This is a genomic window from Clostridium sp. AF12-41, assembly GCF_003461685.1.
GTDB classification, from domain to species: Bacteria; Bacillota; Clostridia; order Lachnospirales; family Lachnospiraceae; genus Otoolea; species Otoolea fessa.
The window spans coordinates 230976-257527 of record NZ_QTXO01000001.1 but is presented as its reverse complement, the minus strand read 5'-3'; the positions used below and the strand labels follow the sequence as shown (position 1 = coordinate 257527).

Sequence of the window (26552 nt, the reverse complement as noted above, 5' to 3'; positions counted from 1 at the left end):
GGAATCTATGATTTTATCTTGCAGCAATATTTCAAAAGCATTCGGTACAGAGGAAATCCTCAAACACGTATCGTTTCATGTAGAAGATCACGAAAAAGCCGCCATCGTCGGCATCAACGGAGCCGGTAAATCGACTCTTTTAAAAATAATTGTCGGAGAACTCGCAGCAGACGAGGGCTCCGTGACCATCGCCAAGGGCAAAACCCTCGGTTACCTGGCACAGCACCAGGATCTGCATAGCCAGACCACCATTTATGACTCTCTTCTGGAGGTCAAACGTCCGATTCTGGAAATGGAACAGCAGATCCGCACGCTGGAACTCCAGATGAAGCACGCCGAGGGCGAAAAGCTCGAAACGATGCTCAACACTTACAGCCGCTTAAACCATGAATTTGAACTTTTAAACGGCTACGCATGGCAGAGTGAAATTACCGGTGTCTTAAAGGGACTCGGCTTTGTCGAGGAAGAATTTTCCAAACCGGTTTCCGAACTTTCAGGCGGTCAGAAAACGCGCGTCTCCCTCGGTAAGCTCCTGCTCTCCAAACCGGACATCATCCTTTTGGACGAGCCGACCAACCACCTCGACATGGAATCCATCGCGTGGCTGGAAACCTATCTGATGAACTACGCCGGGACGGTCATCATCGTCGCCCACGACCGCTATTTTCTGGACCGCGTCGTGACCAAGATCGTCGAGCTGGACGGCGGCATCGCCACCTCTTTCCAGGGCAATTACACCGCCTACAGCGAGAAAAAAGCGATCATCCGCGCCGGTGTGCTCAAGGCTTACTTAAACCAGCAGCAGGAGATCCGCCATCAGGAGGAGGTTATCACCAAACTCAAATCCTTTAACCGTGAGAAATCCATCAAGCGCGCCGAGAGCCGTGAAAAAATGCTTTCCAAGATGGATCTTCTGGAAAAACCAACCGAAATCAACGACGCGATGCACATTACGCTGGAACCGTGCGTCACCAGCGGAAATGACGTTCTCTCCGTCCGTGAGCTTGCCAAGAGTTTCGACGGCATGACACTCTTCACGGATCTGAACTTTGAGATAAAACGCGGCGAGCGCATCGCCATCATCGGCAACAACGGAACCGGCAAGACCACAATTCTCAAGATGATCAACGGTCTTCTGACCCCGGACAACGGCGAGATCCGGTTAGGTTCCAAGGTGCATATCGGTTACTACGATCAGGAACACCAGGTTCTGCACATGGACAAGACGCTCTTTGACGAGCTGCAGGACACCTACCCGGATATGAACAACACGCAGATCCGAAATGTGCTGGCGGCATTTCTCTTCACCGGCGACGATGTCTTTAAGCGCATCCGCGATCTGAGCGGCGGCGAACGCGGACGTGTTTCCCTGGCGAAGCTGATGCTCTCGGAGGCGAACTTCCTGATCCTCGATGAGCCGACCAACCATCTGGATATCGCCTCAAAGGAGATTCTGGAAAACGCGCTGGTTCATTATACCGGAACCGTTCTCTACGTCTCCCATGACCGATATTTCATCAACAAAACTGCGACCCGGATTCTCGATCTGACGATGGGAACACTGATTAATTATATTGGAAACTACGATTATTATCTGGAAAAGAAGGAGACGCAGGAGAAAGCCTATCTGGCTTCCGCCGCACAGGCAGCCAGCCACTCTGCAAAATCTTCCGGAGCCGGAAACACAGGGACTTCCAGCCATCCGACCGCTGCGGCAGGCTCAAATCCGACTGCTCTTTCTGGAAATGGCACTGGTACCTCTGCTGCTTCGTCCGCTTCTGCCGTGACCGCTGCAGTTCAGGCGGCAGCCAGCGCTTCCTCCGGCAAATTGGACTGGAAGCAGCAGAAGGAAGAACAGACGCGGCTTCGTAAGAAACAGAATGAATTGAAACGCGTCGAGGAAGAAATCCACACCCTTGAAACCCGCGATCAGGAGATCGATGCGCTTCTCTGCGATGAGACTGTCTTTTCCGATGTTCCGCGTTTGATGGAACTGAATAAAGAGAAGGAAGAACTGAATGCAAAGTTAGAGGGATTGTATGAGAAGTGGGAGGAATTGGCGGAGTAGAGGTTACTGTTCACGCATACGCGCCCAGTAACGGAATTTGCCGCGGCTTTGCATTTACATACGGCAAATTCCTGCTGCCACCACGTTTTCTTACGGCACTTCCGATGCCGGACCACTCTTAGCCTTTAAAGATTCATCCCCAGCCGGTCCGGCTCCGCTTCCGGCAAATTCCGGATCAGAGTTCATCTCGACCCCTTCGGCTTCGTCCGGTTTTTGTCCTTCCTGCCAGAATCCTAACTTTACGACATATTTGTATAATTCCGGACTGTTTTTTCGGATGTCAGCTCGGACATCTTCGTCACAGCAGGCGGCGAAAAAGCTGCCGAACTGCATCTCCGACTTATCGTCAAAGTAGGATGGAAGCGGCTGCACCAGTCCACTGCCAGCCAGATATCGCTCGAAATCCGTCAGGGCACGTGAGGTTTCTTCGTCGCTTAGTTCCGACGCAGCGAACTCGCCGAATGCCATCGCAAGTCCCTGCGGTTTAGAAAATTTGATTTTCTTGTAATGCACATCTGTATCATAATTGACAAAATAGATACCCTGCTCTGTTTTCGGCGCTGAGAAGTATGCCTTGTCTGTGTAGTACATCAGCTCCCAGCCTGATTCTGCAAATCGTTTGATCCACTCTCTTGGCACGCCTGCCAGTTCTTTCGTAATCTGTTCTTTTTCACTGTCCGACGGACGCCGTTTTCCCATCAAACGCACATCATGCGTCCGGTCGCGCAGTCCATTTGCATCGTAGTAGTTGAGTTCCACGTACTGATCCGCCGCCATCTGACCATTGTCAAAGAAATAATATTTATGCCCGTTTACCATCCGGTTTCCGCCGCTGAACATAACACATTTGGAATCAAACCAATACCAGGCATTTCCTGCCTGATACCAGCCGGTCGTCAGTGCCCCATCCTCGTTTGCATGATACCACTGATCCGTCTCTTCCTCATAAATCCAGCCAGTCATCATCGCGCCGCTCTCGGCGAAATAATAACGGTTTGTGCCGATTTTCCGGAGTCCCCGCTGCATATAGCTGCTTTTTCCCAGATAATACCAGTGACCATTCGATTTCAGCCAGGACGCTTTCAAAAAGCTGCCATCCGTCAGGCGGTACTGCCAGTCCTCGCCGTCTCCGACCCACTCGCCCTCATACAGATACATTTCTTTATTTTCAAAACCAGCCGCGCCACTTTCTGTCGCCGATGCCTCTGTCTCTGTTATATCATTGGCATTATTTTCGGTGCCGAACCTGTAAACTTGATTTTCTTCCTTGCCCTGCGCCGGGGTGTCCGCAAACGCATCGTTACCTGCCGCCAGCGCTGTCCCACAAACAAACAGGGATACTAAAAAGGATGCTGCCCACATAAATTTTTTCTTCCAATTCATCGTGTGCCTCCCCTTTCTTGTTCATAATTAAGCAAAAAACTGTGAACAGTTGCCACATCTCTTCTTATTTTACCGCACCGCAAATGAAAAGTATAGAAAAAAATTCTTACATCCTTTATAATAATAAAATAAAAGACAGTTCATCAAAGACAGCAATATCCAATCTGCCTTTGAAACAATATAAAAATGATTACAAATTCCAATCACTCTTTTTTATAGAGTTATAAAATTAGAAAGGATACCATATATGAAATCAAAACGCATTTTGGCGCTGACGGGTGCTGTTATCCTAATCACCCTCTACGTCTCTTCCATCATCTTCGCCCTGATGGACAGTCCACTGGCAGAAAATCTGCTGCTGGCATCGCTGTTCTGCACGATCGTTATACCGGCGGTGCTCTATGGGTATGCGGTGGCACTGCGATATTTTAAAAAGAAAAAATAACGTTCAAAAAGCAAACGACTGTCTATTTCTAACACAATACGCAGTCGTTCGCTTCTTTCATTCTTCTATACTGACTGCCTCCGCAGTCTCCTGTCATTTTTTCATCATCCCGCCACTGTAACCGCATTCTCCCGGACATCATTAATCGCTTTCATAAGCGCTGTTCTCGTTCTCACATCAAACAACTTTAAAAAACTAATTGGCTTATCAAACGGAGGCTTCTGCAAAACAGCCACATTCTCCATATACCCATTCTGCTCCATATGATTAATAATCTTATGAACAAAATTGATCTGCCGTTGGGTGAACCTCACATGGCTAAAGTCACATGCTTCTCGGCCGTTTTAAACGGCAAGACTAAATATCGGCGGATACGCCAGTAACTTAGAATTCGTGCGGATACGCACTTTTTCCACGCCGGATACGGCTGGTTTCCACATTACAGGTAGTCCGCTGTATATCTGCCTGTATTTATGCCGCTTTTAAGTTATTTACTTCTACATAAAGCTTTCTCAAATCTGCATAAACGCAGGAGGTTCTACGCTTCACTGCAGGTACTTTTGCCTCCAGTGAAGACCTTTCCGTTTCCGGCAAGGGTTTTAAAAGTTCCCGTATAAAATATCTCGCCCCGATATTATAAGTTGCTGACAAATCACAGTTATACTGCTTTCCTGTCTGGAAGATACATAGGCTATGGTTCTCCGGATTTCTTACTACCGCTCCACTTCCGTCACAGGCCAGCCTGCTGGTGTTCCGGGCACTAACTCTGGACACACGAATCCTGTTCCGATGTGCCTGATGTTCACATAGCTTCTGAATATCCCGCTTTCTCCATAAATGAAGTTTTTGCTTCTTTTTTCCGGATATTTTTCCCTGCATTTCCAGATACTCAAAAACAATTACATCTGCCTGATATTCTACGGCATATTTCGTGATCTCCGTAGCTATTTTGCGGGACAGTTCCATATTCAGCCTTTTTGCATAACCCCATCGGCTTTGAACCTGTCTGGAGGAATGTTCTCTCTGAAAACGGCGGATTCTGCCAAGTACATGATACAAATGGTCTTTATCACTGGGGAAATTTATAAATTTACGTCCCAGGATAGTGCCATCTGCCCGCATGATGCTGCAGACTGCATCCGTATTGATTCCCAAATCAACACTGCATATCACCTGCTCTTTTACAGCTGTTTTCGATAAGGTTACTTCCTCTGTGTATGAAAACCGAAGGAAATATTTATGATGTTTCCTTTCCAAAGTTGGGGCAGATGCCTCTTTCCCGCTCCACTTTTTTCGAAGATATTCCATATCGGTATGAAGTAATTTCACCTGAAACCACTTCCACTCACGCCCATCAAATAGCTTTAAATAAGCCGTATCTTCTCCCGGTTCTGCTTCCCTATACATGACATCCCGATAGAATACCGGCATCGCATGATTCTCACAGACCAGCTTCGGTTTCCCCCTCAGTTCTCCCTTTTCCCACAAACTAAGGCGTGATTGATAGGAGGACACGGCTCCAAGTGCGTGTTGAATCGCCGCTCTTCTCAGATAAGATGGCATCTTAGGAAAATGACGGTCAAACGGAAATCTGGCATGATTCTTTTTTGTCTCATGTACCAGATGTTCCGCCTCATTAAAGCGTTTTTGTAGATTTTTGATTTCTGAAAGTTCTTCCCAGATCTCTGCATACACCGGAATCAGATAGGAAACTGCTTTCCGAAAAATATCCAGCGTAGAGCGGAGCGGTATATTCTTTTTTTTAATTTCTACTCCATAGCTGGATACAATCTGCATAAAGGTCCCTGCTTTCTGTTTTCGATATTTCGCACACTGTGCAAAATGATACTGTAAAAAATACGCATTTCTTCTTCCTGCGAAAGTAATTTTTCTTTCGTAGGTAATACACTATATTTACATTTATATTATACCATGCATCTCTTTGCAAGGCAAACACTTGTTCTGTATCTATTAAAATAATTGGCACACCTAACTCATCACTACTACAATATACTTATGGGTAATCCCCTTACATCCAGTAAGGATTTATCCATCTCATTACTTAAACTGTTAGAATGTAGGATGCAATGGTATATCGACTTCATCACTAGGACTTAGCGTCCGTACTTTAGACTGATAACCAGCTCCTCATTCACAGTGTTCGTTTTATGCAGGTTGAATCACATTAAGTGCATTCGTGTCACACACAGTAGTTTGAGCAGGTAATGAGTAAATCTGGTATTTATCCATTGTAATATTTTTAAGGAGTGACAAATTTATGAACGCAGTAGGTATTGATGTTTCAAAAGGTAAAAGCATGGTTACAATTCTAAGACCATTTGGTGAGATTGTATCCTCTCCTTTTGAGATCAAGCACACATCCAGTGATATCCTTTCACTAATTAAACTTATTCACTCTATCGAAGGTGAATCACGAATTGTAATGGAGCACACCGGACACTATTACGAAGTACTTGCTCAGCAATTTTCAGCAGCTGGTCTGTTTGTCAGTGCTGTTAATCCTAAGCTAGTCAAAAACTTTAATAATGACTCTCTTCGCAAAGTTAAATCTGACAAAGCTGATTCCATCAAGATCGCCCGCTATGCTCTTGACAAATGGCAAAATCTTAAACCATATAGTATTGTGGATGAATTGCGCACACAACTAAAGGCCATGAATCGTCAGTTTCATTTCTATGTGAAACAAAAAACGGCTATGAAAAATAATCTTATTAATCTCATTGACCAGACATATGGCTGAGATCGGTGATATAACCAGATTTACACATAAAGGAGCCCTTACTGCTTTCGCCGGGGTAGATCCTGGCGTAAACGAGTCTGGCTCCTATGCACAAAAAAGTGTTCCAACATCCAAACGTGGGTCTTCAAATTTAAGAAAGACTCTTTTTCAAGTAATGGATGTTCTTATTAAAACAATGCCGCAAGATGATCCTGTATATCAATTCATGGACAGAAAACGTGCCCAGGGTAAACCGTACTATGTTTACATGACTGCAGGCGCTAATAAATTTCTCAGAATTTATTATGGACGAGTGAAGGAATATCTCTGTATTCTTTCTGAGTCAAGCTAATTCAAAACTTTTATTTGCAGACCAGCACTGCTTGTGGTGGTCTTATTTTAGTGCCTAATTTTAACCATGTAAAATTTTATATTTTTTTTCCCATTAAGTCTTGACTTTTTATTTGCAGGCTAAAGTAACGAGAATGCGGTGTGCCGTTTTTCAATGACTGATCGTTAATAAACTCTGAAAATGCCTGCATCGCCGCCTCATGATCCAGTTTGGCAATTTTGTGTACCATCAGACCAAATGGTGTATCTCCAAACTCCCTCTGGTAGTCTTCCTTACCGCCAAGTTCCGTCGTGAGAATCCGCTCTAACTCCTGATAATCTCCCTGTGTCAGCTTAATATTGTGCGTTAATTTATGAATCGCCAGTGTGTTTCCATGTTCCCCGATATATCGATTAACCTTTTCCCGATAATCCTCAAAATCATATGCCGCATCTAACTGGACACCCTCCTGCTGATCGATAATGGAATCTGTCAAATGAGTCGTGATCGTCCTGCCCCCCTGATCTTGATCCAAAAACCTCATCAGTTCCCGCAATTTCTGCCGGACGCGTTCAAATTGAAGAACATCATTTACCTTCCAAAATTCATCCGTCTGAATTTCTTGTATAAAATCAAGTTTTTCTTTTACCTGAGGAATACTGATCTTGCGCGACAGCAAACCAGCAATCTCACAAAGCACCTTTTTCGCTCTCTTAAAAGACGGCATCTGTTCCATAGAAGCCAGCATCAGACCATACATAAAATTGTCAAACCGTTTAGCCAGCTCATCTTCATCATTCAAATGCACCAGCGGCGCAATATGCTGTAAAAGTTCTCCCTTATCCCCTTCACTGATCACGTCAAAATCCGTCTCTTGTTTAAATTTCTCCACATATTGTAATTTAAGCTTTACAGAAATCAGCTTCGGATCCAACTCCACAAGCTGATTATGGCATCCCGATATCAGTTCCTTCCGCCACTCTTCATAAGTACCTTCCGCATAGCAAGCTTCCTGCGGCAGAGAAATGAGCCGGATTTGTTTTCCAAAAATATTTTCACTTAAGGATTTCGTCTCCTTCGACACAAAACCTTCTATATGTTCACGAAAATATTCAAAATTCCCACAATAATCAAAAATCAGGAAACGTCTTTTATCTGTATACTCCCCGTCTATCGGATCCATGCAGGTAAGTCCCTTGCACAAACGAGTGCCGCGTCCAATCATCTGCCAGAATTTTGCCTTAGAACGTACCTTCTTAAAAAATACAAGATTTACACATTGCGGCACATCAATCCCCGTATCCATCATATCCACCGATACCGCAATAAAAGGAGGCTTATTTTCAACCTTGAAGTCATCAATTACAGTCTGGGCGTATGCATCATCACAAATTACCCTCTGTGCAAATATCCCCTTCTTTTCCGGATAAATATTGGGATATAGCTTGTTGAAGCGTTCCAGAATAAACTCCGCATGCTTTTTATTCTGTGCAAAGATGATTGTCTTTCCAATCCGATCGCCGCCAGCCACATGAATACCACGTTCCATCAGATCCTGAAGCACCATATCTACCGTCACTTCATTAAAGATAAACTTATTCATCGCCGCAGAAGGAATAAATTCTGGCATCTGACCATCTTCCACAAAATCGTCCTCATACCGTTCCTTATCCTTATCGAATAAATCATCATACGTAATTCCTTCATCCAGAAACTTCGTCTTTACCTCATAATTATAATATGGAACCAGCACATGATCCTGATAAACAGCCGTCTCATAATCGTATGCATACGTCGGCACACCATGTTCCATTTCAAAGAAATCATACGTATTCCGATCCACATCCGTTTTCGGCGTAGCCGTCAGACCAACCATGATTGCATCAAAATACTCGAAAATCGCCCGGTATTTCTTAAAAATACTGCGGTGGCTTTCGTCAATAATAATCAAATCAAAATGTGCCGGTGTAAACAAGCGGATGCCATCCTTATTTTTCGTATCATCAATCGCATTTAACATCGTCGGATAGGTTGAAAATACGATACGTGCATTCCGATCATCTTTATTGGTACACAGATTGCAAAGTGACATATCCGGCAGATAATTCTTAAAATCATCCTTTGCCTGTTTTACCAAGGCAGTCCGATCCGCCAAAAAAAGCACATTCGTCACATATTTTCCACGACTCAAAACATCCGTCAAGCTGGAAGCCGTTCTTGTTTTACCAGTTCCGGTTGCCATCACAAGCAAATGTTTCCGATAACCGCGCTGTATCTGTTCGCACACCGCCCGGATCGCTTCTTTTTGATAATAACGATCCGTGATTTTATCATCAATCGGAATCTGCATTAAATCCTTATGTTCCGAACGTCGGTTCATCATCTTCTGCAAATCATCTTTACTGAAAATGCCACTGACCGGACGCTGTGGAGAAGTCTTGTCATCCCAGAAATACGTTTCAAATCCATTCGTCGTAAACATCATCGGTCTGCGGCCAAACTTCCGCTCTAAACAATCCGCATACAGCATAACCTGTTTCCGACCAACATTCGGATCCTTGCTGGTGCGCTTCGCTTCCACCACCGCCAGAGGGCTGCCATCCTTTCCAAACAGGACATAATCACAATAAACGGCAACTTCCCCCATGTATTATAATCAACCGAGAAACGGAAACTCGGCTCATGAATCAGGGACTGCAAATTGTCCTTGTACGGCATTTGCATCGTATTATCCGCAGAATAGACCCATTTTACCGCCAATTCCAATGCCTTTCTGCATCCTACCGCGCACATTGCAGGGGCGGATGCATATACCCGTTCCGCTTCCATCACCGCTGGCGCAAATAATGCATATTCTTTTGTATTCTTTAAAAATTCAAAGTTTGACATAAGATCCCCCCTATTTGGAAGTATTCTTCTTTTTCTTTGGCGCTGTCAGCTCATAGCTTAACGCAAGTAAATTTTTAATCGGCTCATCCAGCCCCGCATCCCCCAGCAAAACACTGATCCACTTCTCCTTGTTCATATGGTATGTCGGAAAATATCCTTTCTGCCCCCGCAAAGAACCTATCAGCATCGGATCACTCTTTAGATTTATAACATATATGATATTATCATCCTCCAACCCCAGCTTACTCCCTGCAACACTCAAAATCACGCCATACCATTTATCATTATCCGCCCGACGCAGCACTGCGTTCGAATCCTTCCACGGATATTCCGCTTCCGTGCCATATTCTTGTTTTACCCATTGAAATAATTCTTCTCTTGTCATTTTGGTGAAACGCCTCGCTTTCGGTTTAAAGGTAGAATATATTTGTTATTTGCAATGTTTGTGTTTGTGTAAATATGCTTTTATAGTGTAGTGTGATATTCTGTTTCAGCGACAATTTATCCTTTTACAAAAGCCACCCCAAAAGCTCTCTCTCGAACACCGCCAACGCCCGCTTCACATACTCCCTCCGCGCCGTTTCATCCACAAGTGAAACCGCACACGGATTCATCTGCTTAAAATCCGGCACTTCTGTCTCTTCGCAGTGGCGTTTTCCGTTCGGATAACACCAGCCAAACCACCAGTCCTCCGGCAGAATTATTTCCTTTTTGAGATATCTGGATGCCTCCTGCTTAAGCTCGTCGGTTATATCATCTACCTGATAGCCTTTCGAAAAGCCATCCTTGGATCTGGCTTCTTTATCAAACAGGCAGAATCCCGCAAACAAATTATGTTCTACCTCAATCCGAAACCAGAGTTCCATACCCGCTTTTTGAAATTTTGCCTTTTTTACCACATAATTCAATCCAGGATAGGTGCTGTAACAATCATAAAATTTATCATGCTGTGAATCCTGATAGGAATAATATCCACTATCCTTTTCTAATTTCAAACCATATTTTTCTAAAATTGGCTGCATCTGCTGCTGAAATTCTTCAAACACCTGGCGAATCAGCCGCACCTTTGCCTTTTTCATTGATTTTTCAATCTCAATTCCGGCAAGAAATTTTTCCGGCGATTCGTACAATGCCTCCATCACTTTATCTGCCACTTTCTTCTCTCTTTCATCCGCTATGCTATGTACCGCATCCAAATATTGCTCCATCACTGCCCGAAATGGCTCTTTTAAATTTTGCAATTCACCTTCCAGCCACCGATAGATATCTTCTGCCCATGAAATACACTGGATTTGCCCTAATGGTAATAAATTTCCTCCGCCTTTCTTCTTCCGGCTGTACTCAGATGGCGGAGTTCCAAAACGGGTTAGATATATCAATCGGGAATTTTGTGCCATCTCAAAGTAATCCGAACACTGTCCTTCCTGTTCCCCCGCATAGATTTTTACCTCGATCGGAATCTGATACTCCGCATTCCGTATGAAAATATCAATTCTTCTCTCTTTATCAATCGGGTACTCTTTGACTACCTTCGTATGCAATAGCAATGTATCGCTTACTGGATCCATTTTCAACACATCTCGGATAAACGATTTCAGAAACCGGATTCCGCAGCCATGTATTCCCTCTGGATTCAGCAGATCGGTCAAAAAACGGCACATGATCACTTCACGGCTCTGTATCTCTAATACATCAAAAATGTTGTAGGCTGATAATTTCTTATGAAATGGTATGTTTTTACAGTTTGTATGAATTTGCGATAGTAAATCTCTATATGCTTCCATTTTTCATTCTCTGGCGATTCCCGTTTGTCTCATTTTTCATTTACAAAACAATTCCTTTTTACCTATCATACCATAAAAAACACGGTTCTCACAGACTCTATCCAAGGCATCCCTCCAACTTTCTTCACACCAAATCATACCTTATCCTGAATTATTCCCTCTTCAAAAAATCAATGACAATTACGAAAAAATCGTCCTTTCCCTGAATCCCGGAATGGACTCTTCCTATGATGGCATAAAATCTTAGAATTTAATTGACTGGCTGATTTCAGAATAAACTTGAAAAAGAATGTGCCTTTTGTGTAATGGAGAATTCCAAGGAATTTCCTATTACACAAAAATAGCGGCGGTCTGCACTCATCATGCAGGACCGCCGCTGAAATTGATTCTATAAAGTTACTTTCTCATAATGATCTCATCACGTCCCGGACCATTGGATACCATGGTTACCGGTACGCCAAGCTCTGCCTCGATCGTCTCGATGTAGTTGCGGCACTCTGCCGGGAGATCTTCGTATTTCTTGATTCCGCGGATATCACATTTCCAGCCCGGAAGTGTCTTCAGAACCGGTTTTGCTTTCTCCAGCTTGTAGGTTACCGGGAAGTCTTTGACAACTTCGCCGTCGATCTCGTAGCCAACGCAGATCGGGATCTCGTCCAGATATCCCAAAACATCCAGAACGGTCAGAGCCACTTCGGTCGCACCCTGGATGCGGCAGCCGTAACGGCTTGCTACTGCGTCGAACCAGCCTACACGTCTCGGACGTCCGGTGGTTGCGCCGAACTCGCCCTTATCACCACCGCGGCGGCGGAGTTCGTCTGCCTCATCACCAAAGATCTCGCTGACAAATGCGCCTGCGCCGACTGCACTGGAGTATGCCTTTACAACGGTTGTGATCTCTTTGATCTCATACGGCGGGATACCTGCGCCGATAGCGCCGTAAGCTGCCAGAGTCGAAGAAGAAGTAACCATCGGGTAAATACCGTGATCCGGGTCTTTCAGGGAACCTAACTGACCCTCAAGAAGGATGTTTTTGCCCTCTTTGATCGCGTCATGCAGATATGCAGATACATCACATACATACGGCTCTACCATCTTCTTGTATTCCATCAGCTCTGCCAGAACCTCATCCGGGTTCAGCAGCGGTTTGTGGTACAGATGCTCTAACAGGACATTCTTTGTCTCGCAGACACGCTGTACTTTATCTTTCAGAGCCGCCTCGTCCTCGAACAGTTCGCTGACCTGGAAACCGATCTTCGCGTATTTGTCAGAGTAGAACGGCGCGATACCGGACTTGGTGGAACCGAAGGACTTGCCGCCCAGACGCTCTTCCTCATACGTATCAAACAGAACATGGTACGGCATCAGGATCTGTGCACGGTCCGATACCAGAATATGCGGCATCGGAACACCCTGAGATACCAGACTTTCCAGCTCTTTTACCAGGAATGGAATGTTTAATGCCACACCATTGCCAATGATGCTGGTTGTGTGTCCGTAAAATACACCGGACGGCAGAAGGTGAAGTGCGAAACGGCCATAATTGTTGATAATCGTATGACCTGCGTTGCTTCCTCCCTGAAAACGGATAATGATGTCGGATTCCTTAGCAAGCATATCGGTAATCTTACCCTTGCCTTCGTCTCCCCAGTTAGCTCCTACTATTGCTCGTACCATGAATTTTCCTCCCTCAGAAGAATATAAATACTTTTCGGCATGATCGAAAAACGATCATGCCCTCTTACTGTATAATCATACACAACTTTTCTATATAAGTAAAATCAATATTATTTATAAGCTACATAATTAACACTTATACTATTGATGCTCACACATATGCCAGGCAATGTGATTTGAAAAACCGCTACTTTGCAGCTCCTATTTTTCTCATGTGGTTACCTTCGCCAGCTGCTTAAAAAGCTTCGCAGCCGCTGGGGACATCCAGGCTTTTTCAGCTGCCACCAGACAAAACTCACGGGATGGCATCTCTTCGTCAAATTCCAACGCAAAAACATCCCCATTTCCAAGAGCCTCCGATGCAAAATCCGACATAAGACAGCCGATTCCCAGATTCCGCTTAACAAACTGGACAATCATCTCACTGGTGGCCAGTTCAAACTCCGGCTCCAGCCGAACCCCGCGCTTTGCCAGAAACTCATCCATAAAGCGGCGCGTACTGGTATTGCGCTCTAGGAAGATGCAGGGGCAGTTCAACAGCTCTTTATATGAAAGTTTTCTGCCCTTTAACTGGGCTGCATATTTGGGTCCGGCTATAAATACATTGCGGATCTCCTGAACCGGAAGACTCTTTACCGCCTGCTTGGTCTCAAAAGGTGTGCTGACAATACCGAAATCAATGTGTCCCTGATAGAGTGCTTCAAGGGTCTCGGGCGTCGGACCGTTTGAAACCGTCACCTTGATATTCGGATACTGCTCATGAAATTGTTCCAGATATGGAAGCAGATAAAACTGGAGTGTCATATCGCTCGCGCCAATGCGGATCTCGCCCGTTTCCAGGTCCTTCATGCGCCGCAGCATCGTCTCCCCGTCCTGTATCGCATCAATTCCCCGTCTGACATACGACAGAAGCAATTCTCCCTCGCTCGTCAGCTTCACGCCGCGCGATGTCCGCAAAAAAAGGCGGCAGCCAAGCGCGGTCTCCAGTTGTCGGACCGCCTGGCTGACCGCCGGCTGGGAAATGCAGAGTGCCTCTGCGGCCGCCGTGATGCCGCCGCATTCGCACACGCTGCAGAATACCCGGTAATACTCCAGATTCACACTTCCATGTAAATCCTGTTTAGACATTGATCTCTGCTTTCACTCCCAGATCTTCTTTATTTGCATCCAGAATCGGCTGGATTACCTCTGCCAAGAACTCATCTACCTGCTCTTTTGCACGGCCGGTGTAGCGCTCCGGTTTCATCGCTGCTTTCAGGTCATCTAAGGACAGATTGAACGCCGGATCCGCTGCAATCAGCTCGAGAAGGTTGTTATCCAGACCTTTCTCTTTCACATTCTTTCCAGCTTCCATCGACAGAGTACGGATCTTCTCATGCAGTTCCTGACGGTCACCGCCTGCCTTTACTGCATCCATCATGATATTCTCGGTTGCCATGAACGGAAGCTCTGCCATCATGTGTTTCTCGATAACCTTCGGATATACAACCAGACCGTCAACGACATTCAGGTACAGATCCAGAATACCATCAATTGCAAGGAAGCCTTCCGGAACACTCAGACGCTTGTTCGCAGAATCATCCAATGTACGCTCAAACCACTGGGTAGATGCAACCAGCATCGGGTTCATCACGTCTGCCATCACGTAGTTAGCCAGGGAAGCCATACGCTCGCTTCTCATAGGATTTCTCTTATATGCCATAGCGGAGGAACCGATCTGATTCTTCTCGAAAGGCTCTTCTACTTCTTTCAGATGCTGAAGAAGACGGATATCGTTGGAGAATTTATGGGCACTCTGTGCAATACCGGCAAGAACATTTAATACACGTGTATCCTGCTTACGGGAATAGGTCTGTCCGGATACCGGATAGCAGCCATCAAAGCCCATCTTCTCCGCGATCATCTGATCTACCTTGCGGCACTTTGCATGATCCCCATCAAAGAGCTCCAGGAAGCTTGCCTGTGTACCGGTTGTTCCCTTGGAGCCAAGGAGACGTAAGGATCCAAGCACATAATCCAGATCATCCAGATCCTGCTTGAGCTCCATCATCCACAGAGTTGCACGCTTGCCGACGGTGGTCGGCTGTGCCGGCTGGAAATGGGTAAATGCCAGGGTCGGCTGTGCTTTATATTTATCAGCAAATTTAGCCAGCTCATCCAGAACACTGATCAGTTTCTTACGTACCAGCTTCAGGGCTTCTGTCATAATGATGATATCGGTGTTGTCTCCTACGTAGCAGGAAGTTGCACCCAGATGGATGATTCCTTTTGCTGTCGGGCACTGTACACCGTACGCATACACATGGGACATAACATCGTGGCGCACCAGTTTCTCACGCTCTTTAGCAACATCAAAATTGATTTCATCCTTATGTGCTTTCAATTCATCGATCTGCTCCTGCGTGATCGGAAGGCCAAGCTCCTTCTCCGTCTCTGCCAGCGCAATCCAGAGTCTTCTCCAGGTGCGGAACTTCTTGTCCGGAGAAAAAATATACTGCATCTCCTTGCTTGCATAGCGCTCGGAAAGAGGGCTTACATATCTGTCGTACATGGCTAATTTACCTCGCTTTCTTTTTTCAGGGTATGGAAAATAGTCTCTTTCGCAGCCATTTGAAGGCGTCACCGACACATTTTCTCAATATCCTACCTGCAAATTATAATACAGGCACTTTTCAAAATCAATCACTTTTCGCTGTTCCGGCTGCAGCTCTTTCGTTCTTGGTTACTGTTCACACATACATGCCCAGTGACGGAATTTGCCACAGTAACCGTTCCTGCTCTTCCATTCATCATTCATGCCCGGCCAAACGTTTTTCCTGCCGCAAACAGTCACTCTCCTTCTGATTCCACCCGTTCGTGCACGATTTCCAGCTCTCCGGTCTTCAGATGCAGACGGATTTTCGTGGAAGTTCCCGTTTTTTCTGTCGCTCCGTATGTTTCCCCGGCATTTTCCCGTTCAACTGTTCTCTTCTCCTGCCAGTCTGCAGGCGCTTCCTCCGCCCCATTCTCTGCTCTTTCCCCCTCCGGCAGTTCATACTCGATCACATCCATCTCTCGGATCGACCAGATCCGTTCCCGCATCTTCCATATACTCGCCAGGTACATGGATACAGCCAGTGCAAGTCCATACAGAAAATACCTCTGCCTCCGCTTCCTCCGCCAGCGGACGCGTTTCAGATAGCGGCGAATCTTCCGTTTTTGATATTTAAACAGCTTTCTGCTTTGCGGCATTGATTTTTGTGCATTTCTATGTTTCTCTGACATCTGCATTCCTCCCGCAGGTGCCTCTCCATTTTTACTATAACAAATAGAAAAAAATCTGTAAAGATGATGCGGCTCACAGGCAGGGCTTTTCCGAACTGAAAGTTGTGGTTTTTAGGCAGTTTATTTTTTCTCATGATACGCTTTTTCTGTATTCACACTCCAGATATGCTCCTTATCCGCACTTCCCGCCAGAAGGAGATCCACTGCACAAAATGCTGTCATCATCGAATGATCCATGTTATTGTAGCGATGCTGTCCATTCCGTCCGATACAGAACAGATTTTCGATTTTATTCAACCATGCAGTCAATTCACCCATCCGGTCATAGGTGCCAAAATAAGCTGGGTATGCTTTCTTTACTTTCTCGATATGAAAATCAAGAATTTCCAGAAAACCAAATCTATAATTTATCACATAAGCCGTCAAAAGCACCCCCAGAAAGCCAGCGCTGATCGCCCAGTCTCTCTTTTTTTCTTTCATGACAACACCCAACCTTCCAGCCATTCCAGCCACTGCTCGGCAAATTCCTGTTTTACCGGATATCCAGACAGCACCGGATAGAAAAGAAGGAACGCGCCGATCACTGCTGCAAGATACAGCAACGCTGCTTTCCTGGTTCGTTTCGGATCTCTTTCCCAGAAAAAATGCAGACAATTTCCCAGCATTAAAATCTGTATCATACTGCACGCAAAATACTGATAGATAAACACGGTTCTGTGGATAAATAACCACGGAAACAGCATAGAAGCATAGGAAATGCACAGATATCCCGCTATTTTATCCTGTCGAATCTGCCACAGGTATATAGTATAAAATAGCGCCGGAATTGCCGACCACCAGATTACCGGGTTTCCAAAAGTTGAAACCACACTGATTTTACCAGACTTAAGCGACGTGTATGCATCCAGAAGCGGTCGTTTAATCCAGGCCCACTCATACCATTCAGAGGCATATGGATGTTCAAACACCGTTTTCTCATGGTAATGAAGCATAAGCTGCTGATTTTCCCACATAGTCTGGAAAACATTTCCATTTCCCATACCATTTCCATAAGAAAGATAGGATGCAACGTAAATCACTGCCGGAATCAAAATGTATGCAGCGATACAGATGACAGACAGCCCCGCCAGGTAACTTATCGCCGCCTGTCCAGACATTCCCTTTCTGGTCCGTGCCGCAGCTGTCCCATATTCCTGGAACAAAAATGTAAAAAAGAGGACTGCAATCCCCGCGCAGGCATATACCCCTGTCCACTTCGATGCCATCGCCGCTCCAGCTGCCATGCCATTTAAAATCATCAGACACACCGTTTTCCAGCTGCATCCCATTTTCAGGTCATCCAGCACCAGATACATCAGATAAAAGGTAAGCAGGATAAAAAATCCCACTATCACATCAATGGTTCCGATTCTTGACAATGTAAAGTGCATGAAATCAAAGACTATCAACAGTGCTGCAAATGAGGCAATCCATGTACTCCGGCTGATTTTCCGCATAAACGCATAGCTGACCGGCACCATCAGGATGCCAAACAGAGCGCATACACACCGCCATCCAAACGGCGTCATTCCAAATACGCGGATTCCCAGACTCATCCACCATTTTCCAAGCGGTGGGTGCGTTGTCTCATAAATTGTACGCCCTTCTACTATCTCATTTGCCGTTCTGGCATGGTAAACCTCATCAAACATACTTTGGTATTCATAGGTTGTATCCGCCGGAAACAATTCTTGCTCATCAAATGCCTCTGGATAATCATCTGCATTGGATGGAAGGATCGGATTTCCATCCGGATCCAGAAGAACGATTTCCAGAACCTCTGCACTCTCATCCATCGACACGATCCCTAGTTCGTAAGTGCGGTAATGAATTTCCACTGGATTCCAGCAGTATACAGATAACAATTCTGTCTCTTCCCCGATGGCATCCCAGCCATCTCCCTCGGCATTCGGAACCGAGCATACAAAATGTCTCTTCTCCTTTCCACCCAGATAAACCTGCGCTTCTGAGATAGTCACACTTCCATCAAACCGAAGCACCATCTCATTTCCGTGTCTATCATTTTTTTCAAATTCATACGCAGTCTGCGGCGCCTTCATGCTTCCAAGATTCACAAATGCCATCACAGCAAAGAGAACTGTCAATCCTGCTGCCATACACCAGTCACGGCCGGACCAGGGCGCGCCAGTCTTTTCCGACTCTGTGTTCTTTTCACAGGATTTTATTCCCAAGCTCTTCCCGGCATCTATTTTTTCACTCCCCGTCATTCGTTTTGATACGCAGCGTGCCGCTTTTGCTTTATCCAGCTCGACTTTCGATTCAGGAATTTGACATTTTTCATGTATTATTCCAACATAAGAAGCGATTCCATATACACAGGTTCCCACACCCAGTACCGCAAAAAACATCAGCATCAGCGGATAAAATTCATCTCCCGGACTGCACTGTCCGAAGCGCTCTCCGGTGATATCCCGCGCCCAGAGTATGCCAGTTCCCGCAACCGTGAGAAGAATTCCAATTTTTTTGAATCTTTCTATTCCAAGGCGCGCTTTGAAGCGCTCTATCCACGAACTGCCCATGAAAAGAATCAATACCGCCAGCCAGATAAAAAGCATCCGCTTTTTGCCCTGTGAAAGAACAGATAATACCGGGATCGGATTCCAGATATAAAGATACAGGCATTCCCACGCTGATTCCCGGCTTCCGTTTTTCCCGGACAAAATATATAAAAGTCCGGCTGTCACCAGATCCATTGCCATGACTTCCAGGAAGCCATGAACCTCCTGATTAGAAATGGCAAAGAATACAAAGCGCGTAATCAGATACCCGGCCGCTGCTTTCCAGCAAAGCTTTCCCGCCATCCCCCGCTTTTTCTTTTCCTCATACAGCCAGATGACAGTCAGGCACGCCGTAATGGCGATACAGTAAGCTGATTTCATTCTGGCACCTCCTTTAACGACTTTTTTAAGCGCTCCATTTCGGTGGCACTCCCCTCAGACACGCCGTTTCTTTCTCATCGCTATAATTTATATACTCCCGGGATCCTCCCTGCACATACGCAGGAAAGAGCTCGGGAGTATATGAATCTGTTTCCATCATCCTATATGCAGGAGAGCAAAAACAAGGTTAAATTATAGATGATTGTAATCGCCCCAAATCTGAACTTGGCCGATTATTTTCACTTCATACTCTTAGTTTCAGATTGATCACGGATCTGTTGGCTGCGACGGCTCCGTTGTTGACTGCGGCGGCTCCGTTGTTGTATCCCCTTCCGTCTCTCCCGGCTGGGTCGGTTTCACGCTCGGCGTCGGATTTTCGGTCGGTTCTTTCGTCGCCGGTGCATCACTCGGTACCACACTCGGCGTTTCACTTCCACCGCCGCCTCCAGAATGTCTGCGTTCTTTGGATGTTCTGGAATTCAGCTTCGGTGTATCGGCATTGGTCGTCTCTAAGATGGTCATCGTTCCGTCTTCTGCCACTTTTACCTCAAAGCTTCTCGCCGGTCTCGGCTTGCGGCCGCCGAACGATGTGCCATCGTTTTCAAACGTATAAGGAATTCCGTTGATACTGACAACGCCCGTTGCCATCTCTCCACTGTCCGGTGTGCCAAAATAATAGGTTTTTCCATTGATCCAGACAACACCGCTGACCATTTCCCCCGACGCCGTACAGAAATACTGTTTGTCCCCGTCTTTTACCCAGCCGATCTGCGGTGCTCCCTGTTCATTCAGGTAATACCATTTTCCATCGATCTGCTGCCAGCCTGTCTGCACCTGTCCATTTAGGATGTAGGCTCTTGCACCTCCTGTACCTACCCATTCGGCAAAAGCCGGTCCGGCATACAGGCCCATGATCAAAACGGCACTGAGTGCGCAGGCACCCACCTTCATCCATTTGCGTTTTCTCATCCTCATACCTCCTCGTATTTTTATTAATCGAAAAGCTATCTTTCATGTGTTTTTTATTTTTAATTCTGGAGTTTTTCTTCTTTTTCACGATTTCAAGCTTTTCTTGTTGTATTCATCTTATCATTTGTTTTATTTTTCTACAATTCACACTGCACAAGATGTCATTTTTTTACACAAGATGTAAAAAAATGATACTCTAACCTTGACAAATTGATTTTCGGAAGCTTTCATCCACAAACACAAGGGCAGAAAAAATTCCAGAAATGAAAACCCCGGCTGTGAGTGGATAAACTTACTCACAGCCGGGGTTTCATTTTCACATCTGTATAAAATCTCTTAGCCGATCACATCCGCCATATCATACCGTCCTTCCGGCTTTCCTGCCAGGAATTTGGCTGCCTGTACCGCACCCTTTGCGAAAATCGCCTTGGAATAAGCTGTATGATTAAAGGTAATCACCTCATCCTGACCAGCGAAAATGACATCGTGTTCGCCTACGATTGTGCCGCCGCGGATCGCCTGAATACCAATCTCCTTCGCATCACGTTTCTCACGTGTAGCGGAACGATCGTATTTGTAATGGTATGTATTGCCCATCGCCTCGTTGATCGAATCTGCCAGCGCAATCGCCGTACCGCTCGGAGCATCCACCTTCTGATTGTGGTGTTTCTCCAGAATCTCAATATCAAATCCAGCCGGAGCCAGAATCTGCGCTGCTTCTTTCAGAAGCTTTAAGAGCATATTGATACCAAGAGACATATTTGCAGAGCGAAGAACAGCTGTCTTCTCTGCCGTCTCTTCTACCTTTGCCAGCTGTACCTCGGAAAGTCCTGTCGTACACAGAACAACCGGCATTTTCTTCTCTGCACACCAGTCGAGAAGTTCATCGACAGCTGCTGCATTGGAAAAATCAATCACAACATCCGCTTCTACCTTGCATTCGTTCAGAGACGCAAAAACCGGATAATCATTTTTCTGCTCGGTTCTCATATCAATACCCGCAACGATAGAGATCTCCTCGTCCTTCGCTGCAATTCCGGAAATAACCTGTCCCATGGCGCCGTTGCAGCCATGCATAATTGCTCGTACCATCTGTTAAAACCTCATTTCCCTATCTCATCCTAATTTTAACGGTTCTTATCACTCTTTCAGGCTGATTCCGTAATTTACCAGTTCTCTTCTCAGACGATCGCGGTTTGCCGGTTCCATATCCACTAACGGTTTACGGAACGGACCCACTTCCTCGCCCATCATGTTCATCGCTTCCTTAACCGGAATCGGGTTTACCTCGCAGAACAGCGCCTCAATCAGTGGAATTGCATCTATCTGCATCTGTCTTGCCTTCGCTACATCGCCAGCCTTGAATGCCGCGCACATATCATGTACCTGACGCGGTGCCACGTTGGATAATACGGAGATAACGCCCTTTGCGCCCAGTGCCATCATCGGAACCGTCTGGTCGTCGTTGCCGGAGTAAATATCTACTGTTCCGCCTGACAGGCTTGCAATCTGTGCGATCGCGGAGAAATTGCCGCTTGCTTCTTTGACACCGACGATGTTCTCATATTCCTTGCACAGTGCCACGATCGTCTCCGGGGTGATATTGACGCCGGTACGGCTCGGTACATTGTACAGAAGGATCGGAAGATCAACTGCCTTTGCGACCTCTGAGAAATGAACCTTTAAACCCTTCTGGGTTGATTTATTGTAATACGGGGATACGAGCAGAAGTCCGTCTGCGCCTGCCTTTTTCGCTTCGGTAGACAGATATACCGCTGTCTCTGTGCAGTTGGAACCGGTTCCTGCTACAACCGGGATTCTCTTATTTACGACCTGACATACGAAACGGATCACCTCGATGTGCTCCTCATGGCTTAATGTAGCCGCCTCGCCGGTCGTACCGCAGGCGATAATACAGTCTGTACCGCCAGCGATCTGTTCTTCTACGATCTGCTCCAGTTTCTCATAATTTACGCTTCCATCCTCATGAAATGGCGTTACCAGCGCTACGCCTGCTCCTTCAAAAATAGACATTTTGTTTCCTCCTTATTCTTTTGCACGATGGCTGAGTTTCTATTCCAGAGTCCGTTTCTGTCCCCGCTTCAAACGAATGTTTGTTTGCAGCCTGTCGGTCCTGAGCGTACAAAAAGCTGGCACAATGGCCAGCTCTATGAATTCAAATCCAAACTCCCAGTAGCTCCCCATCTGTCGATGACAGTTACAGAATTCTTCATCCTGCACCCAGGAACTGCAGATACAGGCGCCGCAGCCCTTCGGCGTATCATCCTTTCAGCTGTCTTCTCCTGCACCTGCCGCATCCGACCGCTTACTGATAATCAACGCAACCTCTACTTGTTTTTTCTATCTTAGCATTACTTTGAATACTTGTCAACCGTTCATGCACGCATGATGTTACTGTTCACGCATACGTGCCCAGTAACGGAATTTGCCGTGGCTTCGCATTCAAATACGGCAAATTCCTGCTGCCACCATGTTTTCTTACGGCACTTTCGGTTCCAAAAGTGCCTACCCGTGAACAGTAACGGCATGATCGTTTGACGGCTTCAGGCATTCCAGGCGCGTCACCTCGTCTGCATGCTCCTCTGCCCCAGCCGGGCATACTTTTCCGGTCAGAATCAGATCGACATTCTCCTCGCGCGCTGCCAGCAGTGTTTCCAGAGCATCGTCTCCGACCAGTTTCTGATCTAACACCCCAAGAAATTCATCCAGAATCAGCATATCGCATTCGCCGGTACAGAGTACTTTTTTTGCAAAATTATACCCGTTCTGAATATTGCAGAGCTCTTCCTTTTTGCCTTCTTCAGAGAGATTTTCATAATACTCATTCTGTTTTTCAAATCGGAATACTTTAAATGCCGGCTCCAGCTGTTTTAATCCATCTGCTGTCTCATGGCTCAGCACTCCCTTTAAGAATTGTATCATAATTACCTTCCGGCCGTGCATGGCTGCACTGACACCACGTCCCAGTGCCATCGCTGTTTTTCCCATCCCGGTGCCGAAGATGATATGAACTTTCCCCTTTTTCATTTCCCTCTCCTCTTTCTGTGCCTCCCGCTGCGCTGGCGCACAGACTGTCTTTCCTGATGTCTTTTTACACACAGGCCTGTGTGTTTTATTTCTATCCATCCAATGATCGTTTTACGAATTCTGTAAACTGCCTTATTCTAGCATATTTTATCTGTTTTGGCAAGCTATGGCAAAACCAGCCATTTATCATGTCCTATAGATTGCATAACCGGCTTCAAAATTTGCTGTAACATCCTAAACCTATCCTATTCTTCCACGCACTCCAGCTTGCTGACCGACACCTCGTATGCCACACGTTTCTCGCACTCTGTCTCGCTCAGCTTCTTCGTATATTCACGGCTCTGCACGCGCCCCCACACGCACACGTGGCTTCCCACGCCAAATCCGGACGCATAGCGGGCATTTCTGCCCCACGCAATACACGGTATGTAATCGGATTTTCCATACGGACGGTTGACCGCCAGCAGCATATCGGCAATCTCGCGTCCCAGCGGTGTTTTCCGGTAGATTGGCTCCTTGCAGATATAGCCTTCCAGAAAAATCTGGTTGGTTTTGGTGTAATCCGTAAATTCTTCCAGGAAATGAATCTCACGGACAAACACAGACAGCACCAGACGGTTTTTCGCGCCCTCATGACGGTTGTAGGAACGGAACTGACCGATCGCCTCCATCGTCATTCCGCGGTAGTCTTTCGATACATCCAGAAGCCGTTCTGAAATCATGAGTGGAATCACGTCCACCTGATCGCTCAGACGGCTGACTGCCAGGTCTGCGATATAAAATCCTTCCCCGAATACTTCGTGGCTGAATGTAAATTCCGATACGACCTCACCAATCACGCTAACCTTGTTGTTTTCAATCATTTTTTCCGACATAGTATCTCTCTCCTCTTCTTTTTTGCAGTTTTTCACGGCAGGTTCTTGGAGTCCTGCTTCTTACTGTATATATGTATGAGGGGAATGACCGTTTTAGAAGAAGAAGTGAGGGGGAAATTTCGACAGGGTGGGGGACATGAATCGACAGAGGGAATGGGAGCGGCAGAGGGAATGGGAGCGGCAGAGGGACGGAAACGGCGGGGCACGTCGTTTCCTGGATATCTCTCGCTTGAATATACGAAAAGGAGCAGCTGGCTTGCGCGGCTGCTCCCACTTTACGATTATTTAGCTATTTTTACGGCTGATCATCGCTCTCTTTCTCAGAGTCGGATCAAGAATCTTTTTACGGATTCGTAAGCTGGTCGGGGTGATCTCGAGAAGTTCATCGGTATCGATGTAGTCGAGGCACTGCTCCAGGCTCATGATTTTCGGCGGAACAAGGCGGAGGGCTTCATCGGCGCTGGAAGAACGGGTGTTTGTCAGCTTTTTGGTTTTGCAGACGTTTAACTCGATGTCTTCCGGTTTTGCGCTCTGTCCGACAATCATGCCGGAGTAAACTTTAACGCCCGGTCCGATGAACAGGGTTCCGCGCTCCTGGGCATTGAACAGACCGTAGGTGATGGACTCGCCTGCCTCAAATGCAATCAGGGATCCCTGTTTGCGGTAACTTAATTCGCCCTTGAACGGTGCATAGCCGTCAAAGCTGGTGTTTAAGATACCATTTCCCTTTGTATCGGTCATGAACTCGCCGCGGTAGCCGATGAGACCTCTGGACGGAATCGAGAACTCCAGTCTTGTGTATCCGCCGCCGATCGGGCTCATGCCCTGCAGCTCGCCTTTACGGCTGGTCAGCTTCTGGATAACAGCACCGGTAAAGTCATCCGGTACGTCGACGTAAGCGATCTCCATCGGCTCTAATTTGCGGTTTCTCTCGTCATATTTGTAGAGTACCTCCGCCTTGCTGACTGCGAACTCAAAGCCCTCGCGGCGCATATTCTCAATCAGGACGGACAGATGCAGCTCGCCACGGCCAGATACCTTGAAGCAGTCAGCGGAGTCTGTCTCCTCTACACGCAGGCTGACATCGGTATTCAGCTCCCGCATCAGACGCTCGCGGATGTGGCGGGAAGTGATGAATTTACCTTCCTGACCTGCCAGCGGGCTATCGTTTACCATGAAATCCATGGAAATGGTCGGCTCAGAAATCTTCTGGAACGGAATTGCCTCCGGTTTCTCCGGTGAACACAGGGTATCACCGATGTGGATATCTGCGATACCGGAAATCGCTACGATCGAACCGATCTTTGCTTCCTGTACTTCTACTTTATTCAGACCTTCAAACTCATAGAGCTTACCGATCTTAACTTTGCGGAACTTGTCCGGCTCATGATGGTTGACGATGACGCAGTCCTGATTTACTTTCAGGTAGCCGTTGTCGATCTTACCAACGCCGATACGTCCTACATACTCGTTGTAATCAATCGTGCTGATCAGAACCTGTGTTTCTGCATCCGGATCTCCCTCCGGCGCCGGGATGTAATCCAGAATGGTCTGGAACAGCGGCTTCATATCCACATTCGGATCGTCCAGGTTCTTCTTTGCATATCCAGAACGCGCAGATGCATATAAGAATGGACAGTCAAGCTGCTCGTCGGATGCATCCAGATCCATCAGAAGTTCGAGAACCTCGTCCACAACCTCCTCCGGACGTGCTTCCGGACGGTCAATCTTATTGATACATACGATAACCGGCAGATCCAGTTCCAGTGCTTTACGCAGAACGAATTTGGTCTGCGGCATCGCGCCCTCGTATGCGTCCACCAGAAGGATAACGCCGTTTACCATCTTAAGAACACGCTCTACCTCGCCGCCGAAGTCCGCATGTCCTGGTGTATCGATAATGTTGATCTTGGTGCCGTTGTAATTAACAGCCGTATTCTTGGACAGAATCGTGATACCTCTCTCACGCTCAATATCGTTAGAGTCCATGACACGATCGACTACTTCCTGATTGGCACGGAATACACCGCTCTGGCGGAGCAGCTGGTCTACCAGCGTCGTTTTACCGTGGTCAACGTGAGCGATAATTGCAACGTTTCTGACATCTTCCCGTTTCATTTTCATATCTGCTTACTCTCTT

Annotated in this window: 20 protein-coding genes, 1 pseudogene and 1 riboswitch; of the genes and pseudogenes, 3 read left to right on the top strand and 18 right to left on the bottom strand. The window is 46.5% G+C overall.

Annotated elements, in window-relative coordinates:
- The first annotated feature begins 7 nt into the window (after nucleotides 1–7).
- Complete coding sequence (gene abc-f / locus DWV73_RS01065; RefSeq protein ID WP_117795189.1) at nucleotides 8–2068, top strand: ribosomal protection-like ABC-F family protein; 2061 nt, start codon at nucleotides 8–10, stop codon at nucleotides 2066–2068.
- A gap of 90 nt (nucleotides 2069–2158) precedes the next feature.
- Here abc-f and DWV73_RS01060 read toward each other — a convergent pair whose 3' ends face one another.
- Nucleotides 2159–3451: an N-acetylmuramoyl-L-alanine amidase family protein gene (locus tag DWV73_RS01060; protein ID WP_117795187.1), complete on the bottom strand. Its 1293-nt coding sequence runs from the start codon at nucleotides 3449–3451 to the stop codon at nucleotides 2159–2161.
- A 247-nt stretch (nucleotides 3452–3698) separates the two neighbouring features.
- On the opposite strand from DWV73_RS01060, the gene DWV73_RS01055 reads away from it, so the two are divergent.
- Nucleotides 3699–3896, top strand: a complete 198-nt coding sequence (locus DWV73_RS01055) for a hypothetical protein (protein WP_106999694.1) — start codon at nucleotides 3699–3701, stop codon at nucleotides 3894–3896.
- Between the two features lie 104 nt (nucleotides 3897–4000).
- On the opposite strand, the gene DWV73_RS12680 is transcribed toward DWV73_RS01055, so the two are convergent.
- Nucleotides 4001–4210 (bottom strand): type I restriction-modification enzyme R subunit C-terminal domain-containing protein, encoded by a 210-nt coding sequence (locus DWV73_RS12680; protein WP_267895288.1) that lies wholly within the window; start codon nucleotides 4208–4210, stop codon nucleotides 4001–4003.
- 157 nt (nucleotides 4211–4367) lie between these two features.
- Nucleotides 4368–5693, bottom strand: coding sequence for an IS200/IS605 family accessory protein TnpB-related protein (locus DWV73_RS01050; protein WP_117795185.1), 1326 nt, complete (start codon nucleotides 5691–5693; stop codon nucleotides 4368–4370).
- Nucleotides 5694–6174: 481 nt separating this feature from the next.
- Here DWV73_RS01050 and DWV73_RS01045 point away from each other — a divergent pair.
- A pseudogene (locus DWV73_RS01045) lies at nucleotides 6175–6988 on the top strand (transposase).
- A gap of 76 nt (nucleotides 6989–7064) precedes the next feature.
- On the opposite strand, the gene DWV73_RS01040 reads toward DWV73_RS01045, so the two are convergent.
- The 15 genes from DWV73_RS01040 to typA all read right to left on the bottom strand — a co-directional run bounded on the left by DWV73_RS01040 (nucleotide 7065) and on the right by typA (nucleotide 26536).
- Entirely contained in the window at nucleotides 7065–9614 is a 2550-nt protein-coding gene (locus DWV73_RS01040; RefSeq protein ID WP_333549852.1) for a DEAD/DEAH box helicase family protein, read from the bottom strand.
- Between the two features lie 252 nt (nucleotides 9615–9866).
- Complete coding sequence (locus DWV73_RS01035; RefSeq protein ID WP_117795183.1) at nucleotides 9867–10241, bottom strand: MmcQ/YjbR family DNA-binding protein; 375 nt, start codon at nucleotides 10239–10241, stop codon at nucleotides 9867–9869.
- 124 nt (nucleotides 10242–10365) lie between these two features.
- Entirely contained in the window at nucleotides 10366–11640 is a 1275-nt protein-coding gene (locus tag DWV73_RS01030) for a PD-(D/E)XK nuclease family protein (RefSeq protein ID WP_117795181.1), read from the bottom strand.
- Between the two features lie 396 nt (nucleotides 11641–12036).
- A complete protein-coding gene (locus DWV73_RS01020) occupies nucleotides 12037–13317 on the bottom strand; it encodes an adenylosuccinate synthase (RefSeq protein ID WP_107001526.1) in 1281 nt (426 codons plus the stop codon).
- Between the two features lie 210 nt (nucleotides 13318–13527).
- Nucleotides 13528–14445: a LysR family transcriptional regulator gene (locus tag DWV73_RS01015; protein WP_107001527.1), complete on the bottom strand. Its 918-nt coding sequence runs from the start codon at nucleotides 14443–14445 to the stop codon at nucleotides 13528–13530.
- Nucleotides 14438–15868 (bottom strand): adenylosuccinate lyase, encoded by a 1431-nt coding sequence (gene purB, locus DWV73_RS01010; protein ID WP_107001528.1) that lies wholly within the window; start codon nucleotides 15866–15868, stop codon nucleotides 14438–14440. Before purB ends, DWV73_RS01015 begins: the two co-directional genes overlap by 8 nt.
- A gap of 278 nt (nucleotides 15869–16146) precedes the next feature.
- A complete protein-coding gene (locus tag DWV73_RS01005) occupies nucleotides 16147–16581 on the bottom strand; it encodes a hypothetical protein (protein ID WP_117795179.1) in 435 nt (144 codons plus the stop codon).
- 120 nt (nucleotides 16582–16701) lie between these two features.
- A complete protein-coding gene (locus DWV73_RS01000) occupies nucleotides 16702–17061 on the bottom strand; it encodes a hypothetical protein (RefSeq protein WP_107001530.1) in 360 nt (119 codons plus the stop codon).
- Nucleotides 17058–19520, bottom strand: a complete 2463-nt coding sequence (locus DWV73_RS00995) for a phospholipid carrier-dependent glycosyltransferase (RefSeq protein WP_117795177.1) — start codon at nucleotides 19518–19520, stop codon at nucleotides 17058–17060. Before DWV73_RS00995 ends, DWV73_RS01000 begins: the two co-directional genes overlap by 4 nt.
- A gap of 267 nt (nucleotides 19521–19787) precedes the next feature.
- Nucleotides 19788–20489: a hypothetical protein gene (locus DWV73_RS00990; RefSeq protein WP_181986188.1), complete on the bottom strand. Its 702-nt coding sequence runs from the start codon at nucleotides 20487–20489 to the stop codon at nucleotides 19788–19790.
- A 336-nt stretch (nucleotides 20490–20825) separates the two neighbouring features.
- Entirely contained in the window at nucleotides 20826–21581 is a 756-nt protein-coding gene (gene dapB / locus DWV73_RS00985) for a 4-hydroxy-tetrahydrodipicolinate reductase (protein WP_107001533.1), read from the bottom strand.
- A 48-nt stretch (nucleotides 21582–21629) separates the two neighbouring features.
- Nucleotides 21630–22523 carry a 4-hydroxy-tetrahydrodipicolinate synthase gene (gene dapA, locus DWV73_RS00980; protein WP_107001534.1) on the bottom strand — a complete coding sequence of 298 codons (894 nt, stop codon included), beginning with the start codon at nucleotides 22521–22523 and terminating at the stop codon, nucleotides 21630–21632.
- A gap of 152 nt (nucleotides 22524–22675) precedes the next feature.
- A riboswitch (Lysine riboswitch) is annotated at nucleotides 22676–22848 on the bottom strand.
- Nucleotides 22849–23015: 167 nt separating this feature from the next.
- The gene (locus tag DWV73_RS00975) at nucleotides 23016–23537 is read right to left on the bottom strand and encodes a cob(I)yrinic acid a,c-diamide adenosyltransferase (RefSeq protein ID WP_117795172.1); all 522 of its coding nucleotides are present in this window, start codon (nucleotides 23535–23537) and stop codon (nucleotides 23016–23018) included.
- A 245-nt stretch (nucleotides 23538–23782) separates the two neighbouring features.
- Entirely contained in the window at nucleotides 23783–24412 is a 630-nt protein-coding gene (locus DWV73_RS00970) for a single-stranded DNA-binding protein (protein ID WP_022359532.1), read from the bottom strand.
- Between the two features lie 285 nt (nucleotides 24413–24697).
- Nucleotides 24698–26536 carry a translational GTPase TypA gene (typA, locus tag DWV73_RS00965; RefSeq protein ID WP_117795171.1) on the bottom strand — a complete coding sequence of 613 codons (1839 nt, stop codon included), beginning with the start codon at nucleotides 26534–26536 and terminating at the stop codon, nucleotides 24698–24700.
- Nucleotides 26537–26552: the final 16 nt, after the last annotated feature.

What these genes read in the sequence shown, in the direction of transcription:
- DWV73_RS01055 (WP_106999694.1), top strand. Translation starts at nt 3,699, where the DNA reads ATGAAATCAAAACGCATTTTGGCGCTGACGGGTGCTGTTATCCTAATC.
- DWV73_RS00990 (WP_181986188.1), bottom strand. Translation starts at nt 20,489, where the DNA reads ATGAGAAAACGCAAATGGATGAAGGTGGGTGCCTGCGCACTCAGTGCC.
- DWV73_RS01020 (WP_107001526.1), bottom strand. Translation starts at nt 13,317, where the DNA reads ATGGTACGAGCAATAGTAGGAGCTAACTGGGGAGACGAAGGCAAGGGT.
- DWV73_RS01035 (WP_117795183.1), bottom strand. Translation starts at nt 10,241, where the DNA reads ATGACAAGAGAAGAATTATTTCAATGGGTAAAACAAGAATATGGCACG.
- DWV73_RS01000 (WP_107001530.1), bottom strand. Translation starts at nt 17,061, where the DNA reads ATGAAAGAAAAAAAGAGAGACTGGGCGATCAGCGCTGGCTTTCTGGGG.
- DWV73_RS00975 (WP_117795172.1), bottom strand. Translation starts at nt 23,537, where the DNA reads ATGAAAAAGGGGAAAGTTCATATCATCTTCGGCACCGGGATGGGAAAA.
- DWV73_RS01015 (WP_107001527.1), bottom strand. Translation starts at nt 14,445, where the DNA reads ATGTCTAAACAGGATTTACATGGAAGTGTGAATCTGGAGTATTACCGG.
- DWV73_RS00995 (WP_117795177.1), bottom strand. Translation starts at nt 19,520, where the DNA reads ATGAAATCAGCTTACTGTATCGCCATTACGGCGTGCCTGACTGTCATC.
- abc-f (WP_117795189.1), top strand. Translation starts at nt 8, where the DNA reads ATGATTTTATCTTGCAGCAATATTTCAAAAGCATTCGGTACAGAGGAA.
- DWV73_RS01030 (WP_117795181.1), bottom strand. Translation starts at nt 11,640, where the DNA reads ATGGAAGCATATAGAGATTTACTATCGCAAATTCATACAAACTGTAAA.
- DWV73_RS01005 (WP_117795179.1), bottom strand. Translation starts at nt 16,581, where the DNA reads ATGTCAGAGAAACATAGAAATGCACAAAAATCAATGCCGCAAAGCAGA.
- dapA (WP_107001534.1), bottom strand. Translation starts at nt 22,523, where the DNA reads ATGTCTATTTTTGAAGGAGCAGGCGTAGCGCTGGTAACGCCATTTCAT.
- purB (WP_107001528.1), bottom strand. Translation starts at nt 15,868, where the DNA reads ATGTACGACAGATATGTAAGCCCTCTTTCCGAGCGCTATGCAAGCAAG.
- DWV73_RS00970 (WP_022359532.1), bottom strand. Translation starts at nt 24,412, where the DNA reads ATGTCGGAAAAAATGATTGAAAACAACAAGGTTAGCGTGATTGGTGAG.
- DWV73_RS01050 (WP_117795185.1), bottom strand. Translation starts at nt 5,693, where the DNA reads ATGCAGATTGTATCCAGCTATGGAGTAGAAATTAAAAAAAAGAATATA.
- DWV73_RS01040 (WP_333549852.1), bottom strand. Translation starts at nt 9,614, where the DNA reads ATGGGGGAAGTTGCCGTTTATTGTGATTATGTCCTGTTTGGAAAGGAT.
- typA (WP_117795171.1), bottom strand. Translation starts at nt 26,536, where the DNA reads ATGAAAATGAAACGGGAAGATGTCAGAAACGTTGCAATTATCGCTCAC.
- DWV73_RS01060 (WP_117795187.1), bottom strand. Translation starts at nt 3,451, where the DNA reads ATGAATTGGAAGAAAAAATTTATGTGGGCAGCATCCTTTTTAGTATCC.
- dapB (WP_107001533.1), bottom strand. Translation starts at nt 21,581, where the DNA reads ATGGTACGAGCAATTATGCATGGCTGCAACGGCGCCATGGGACAGGTT.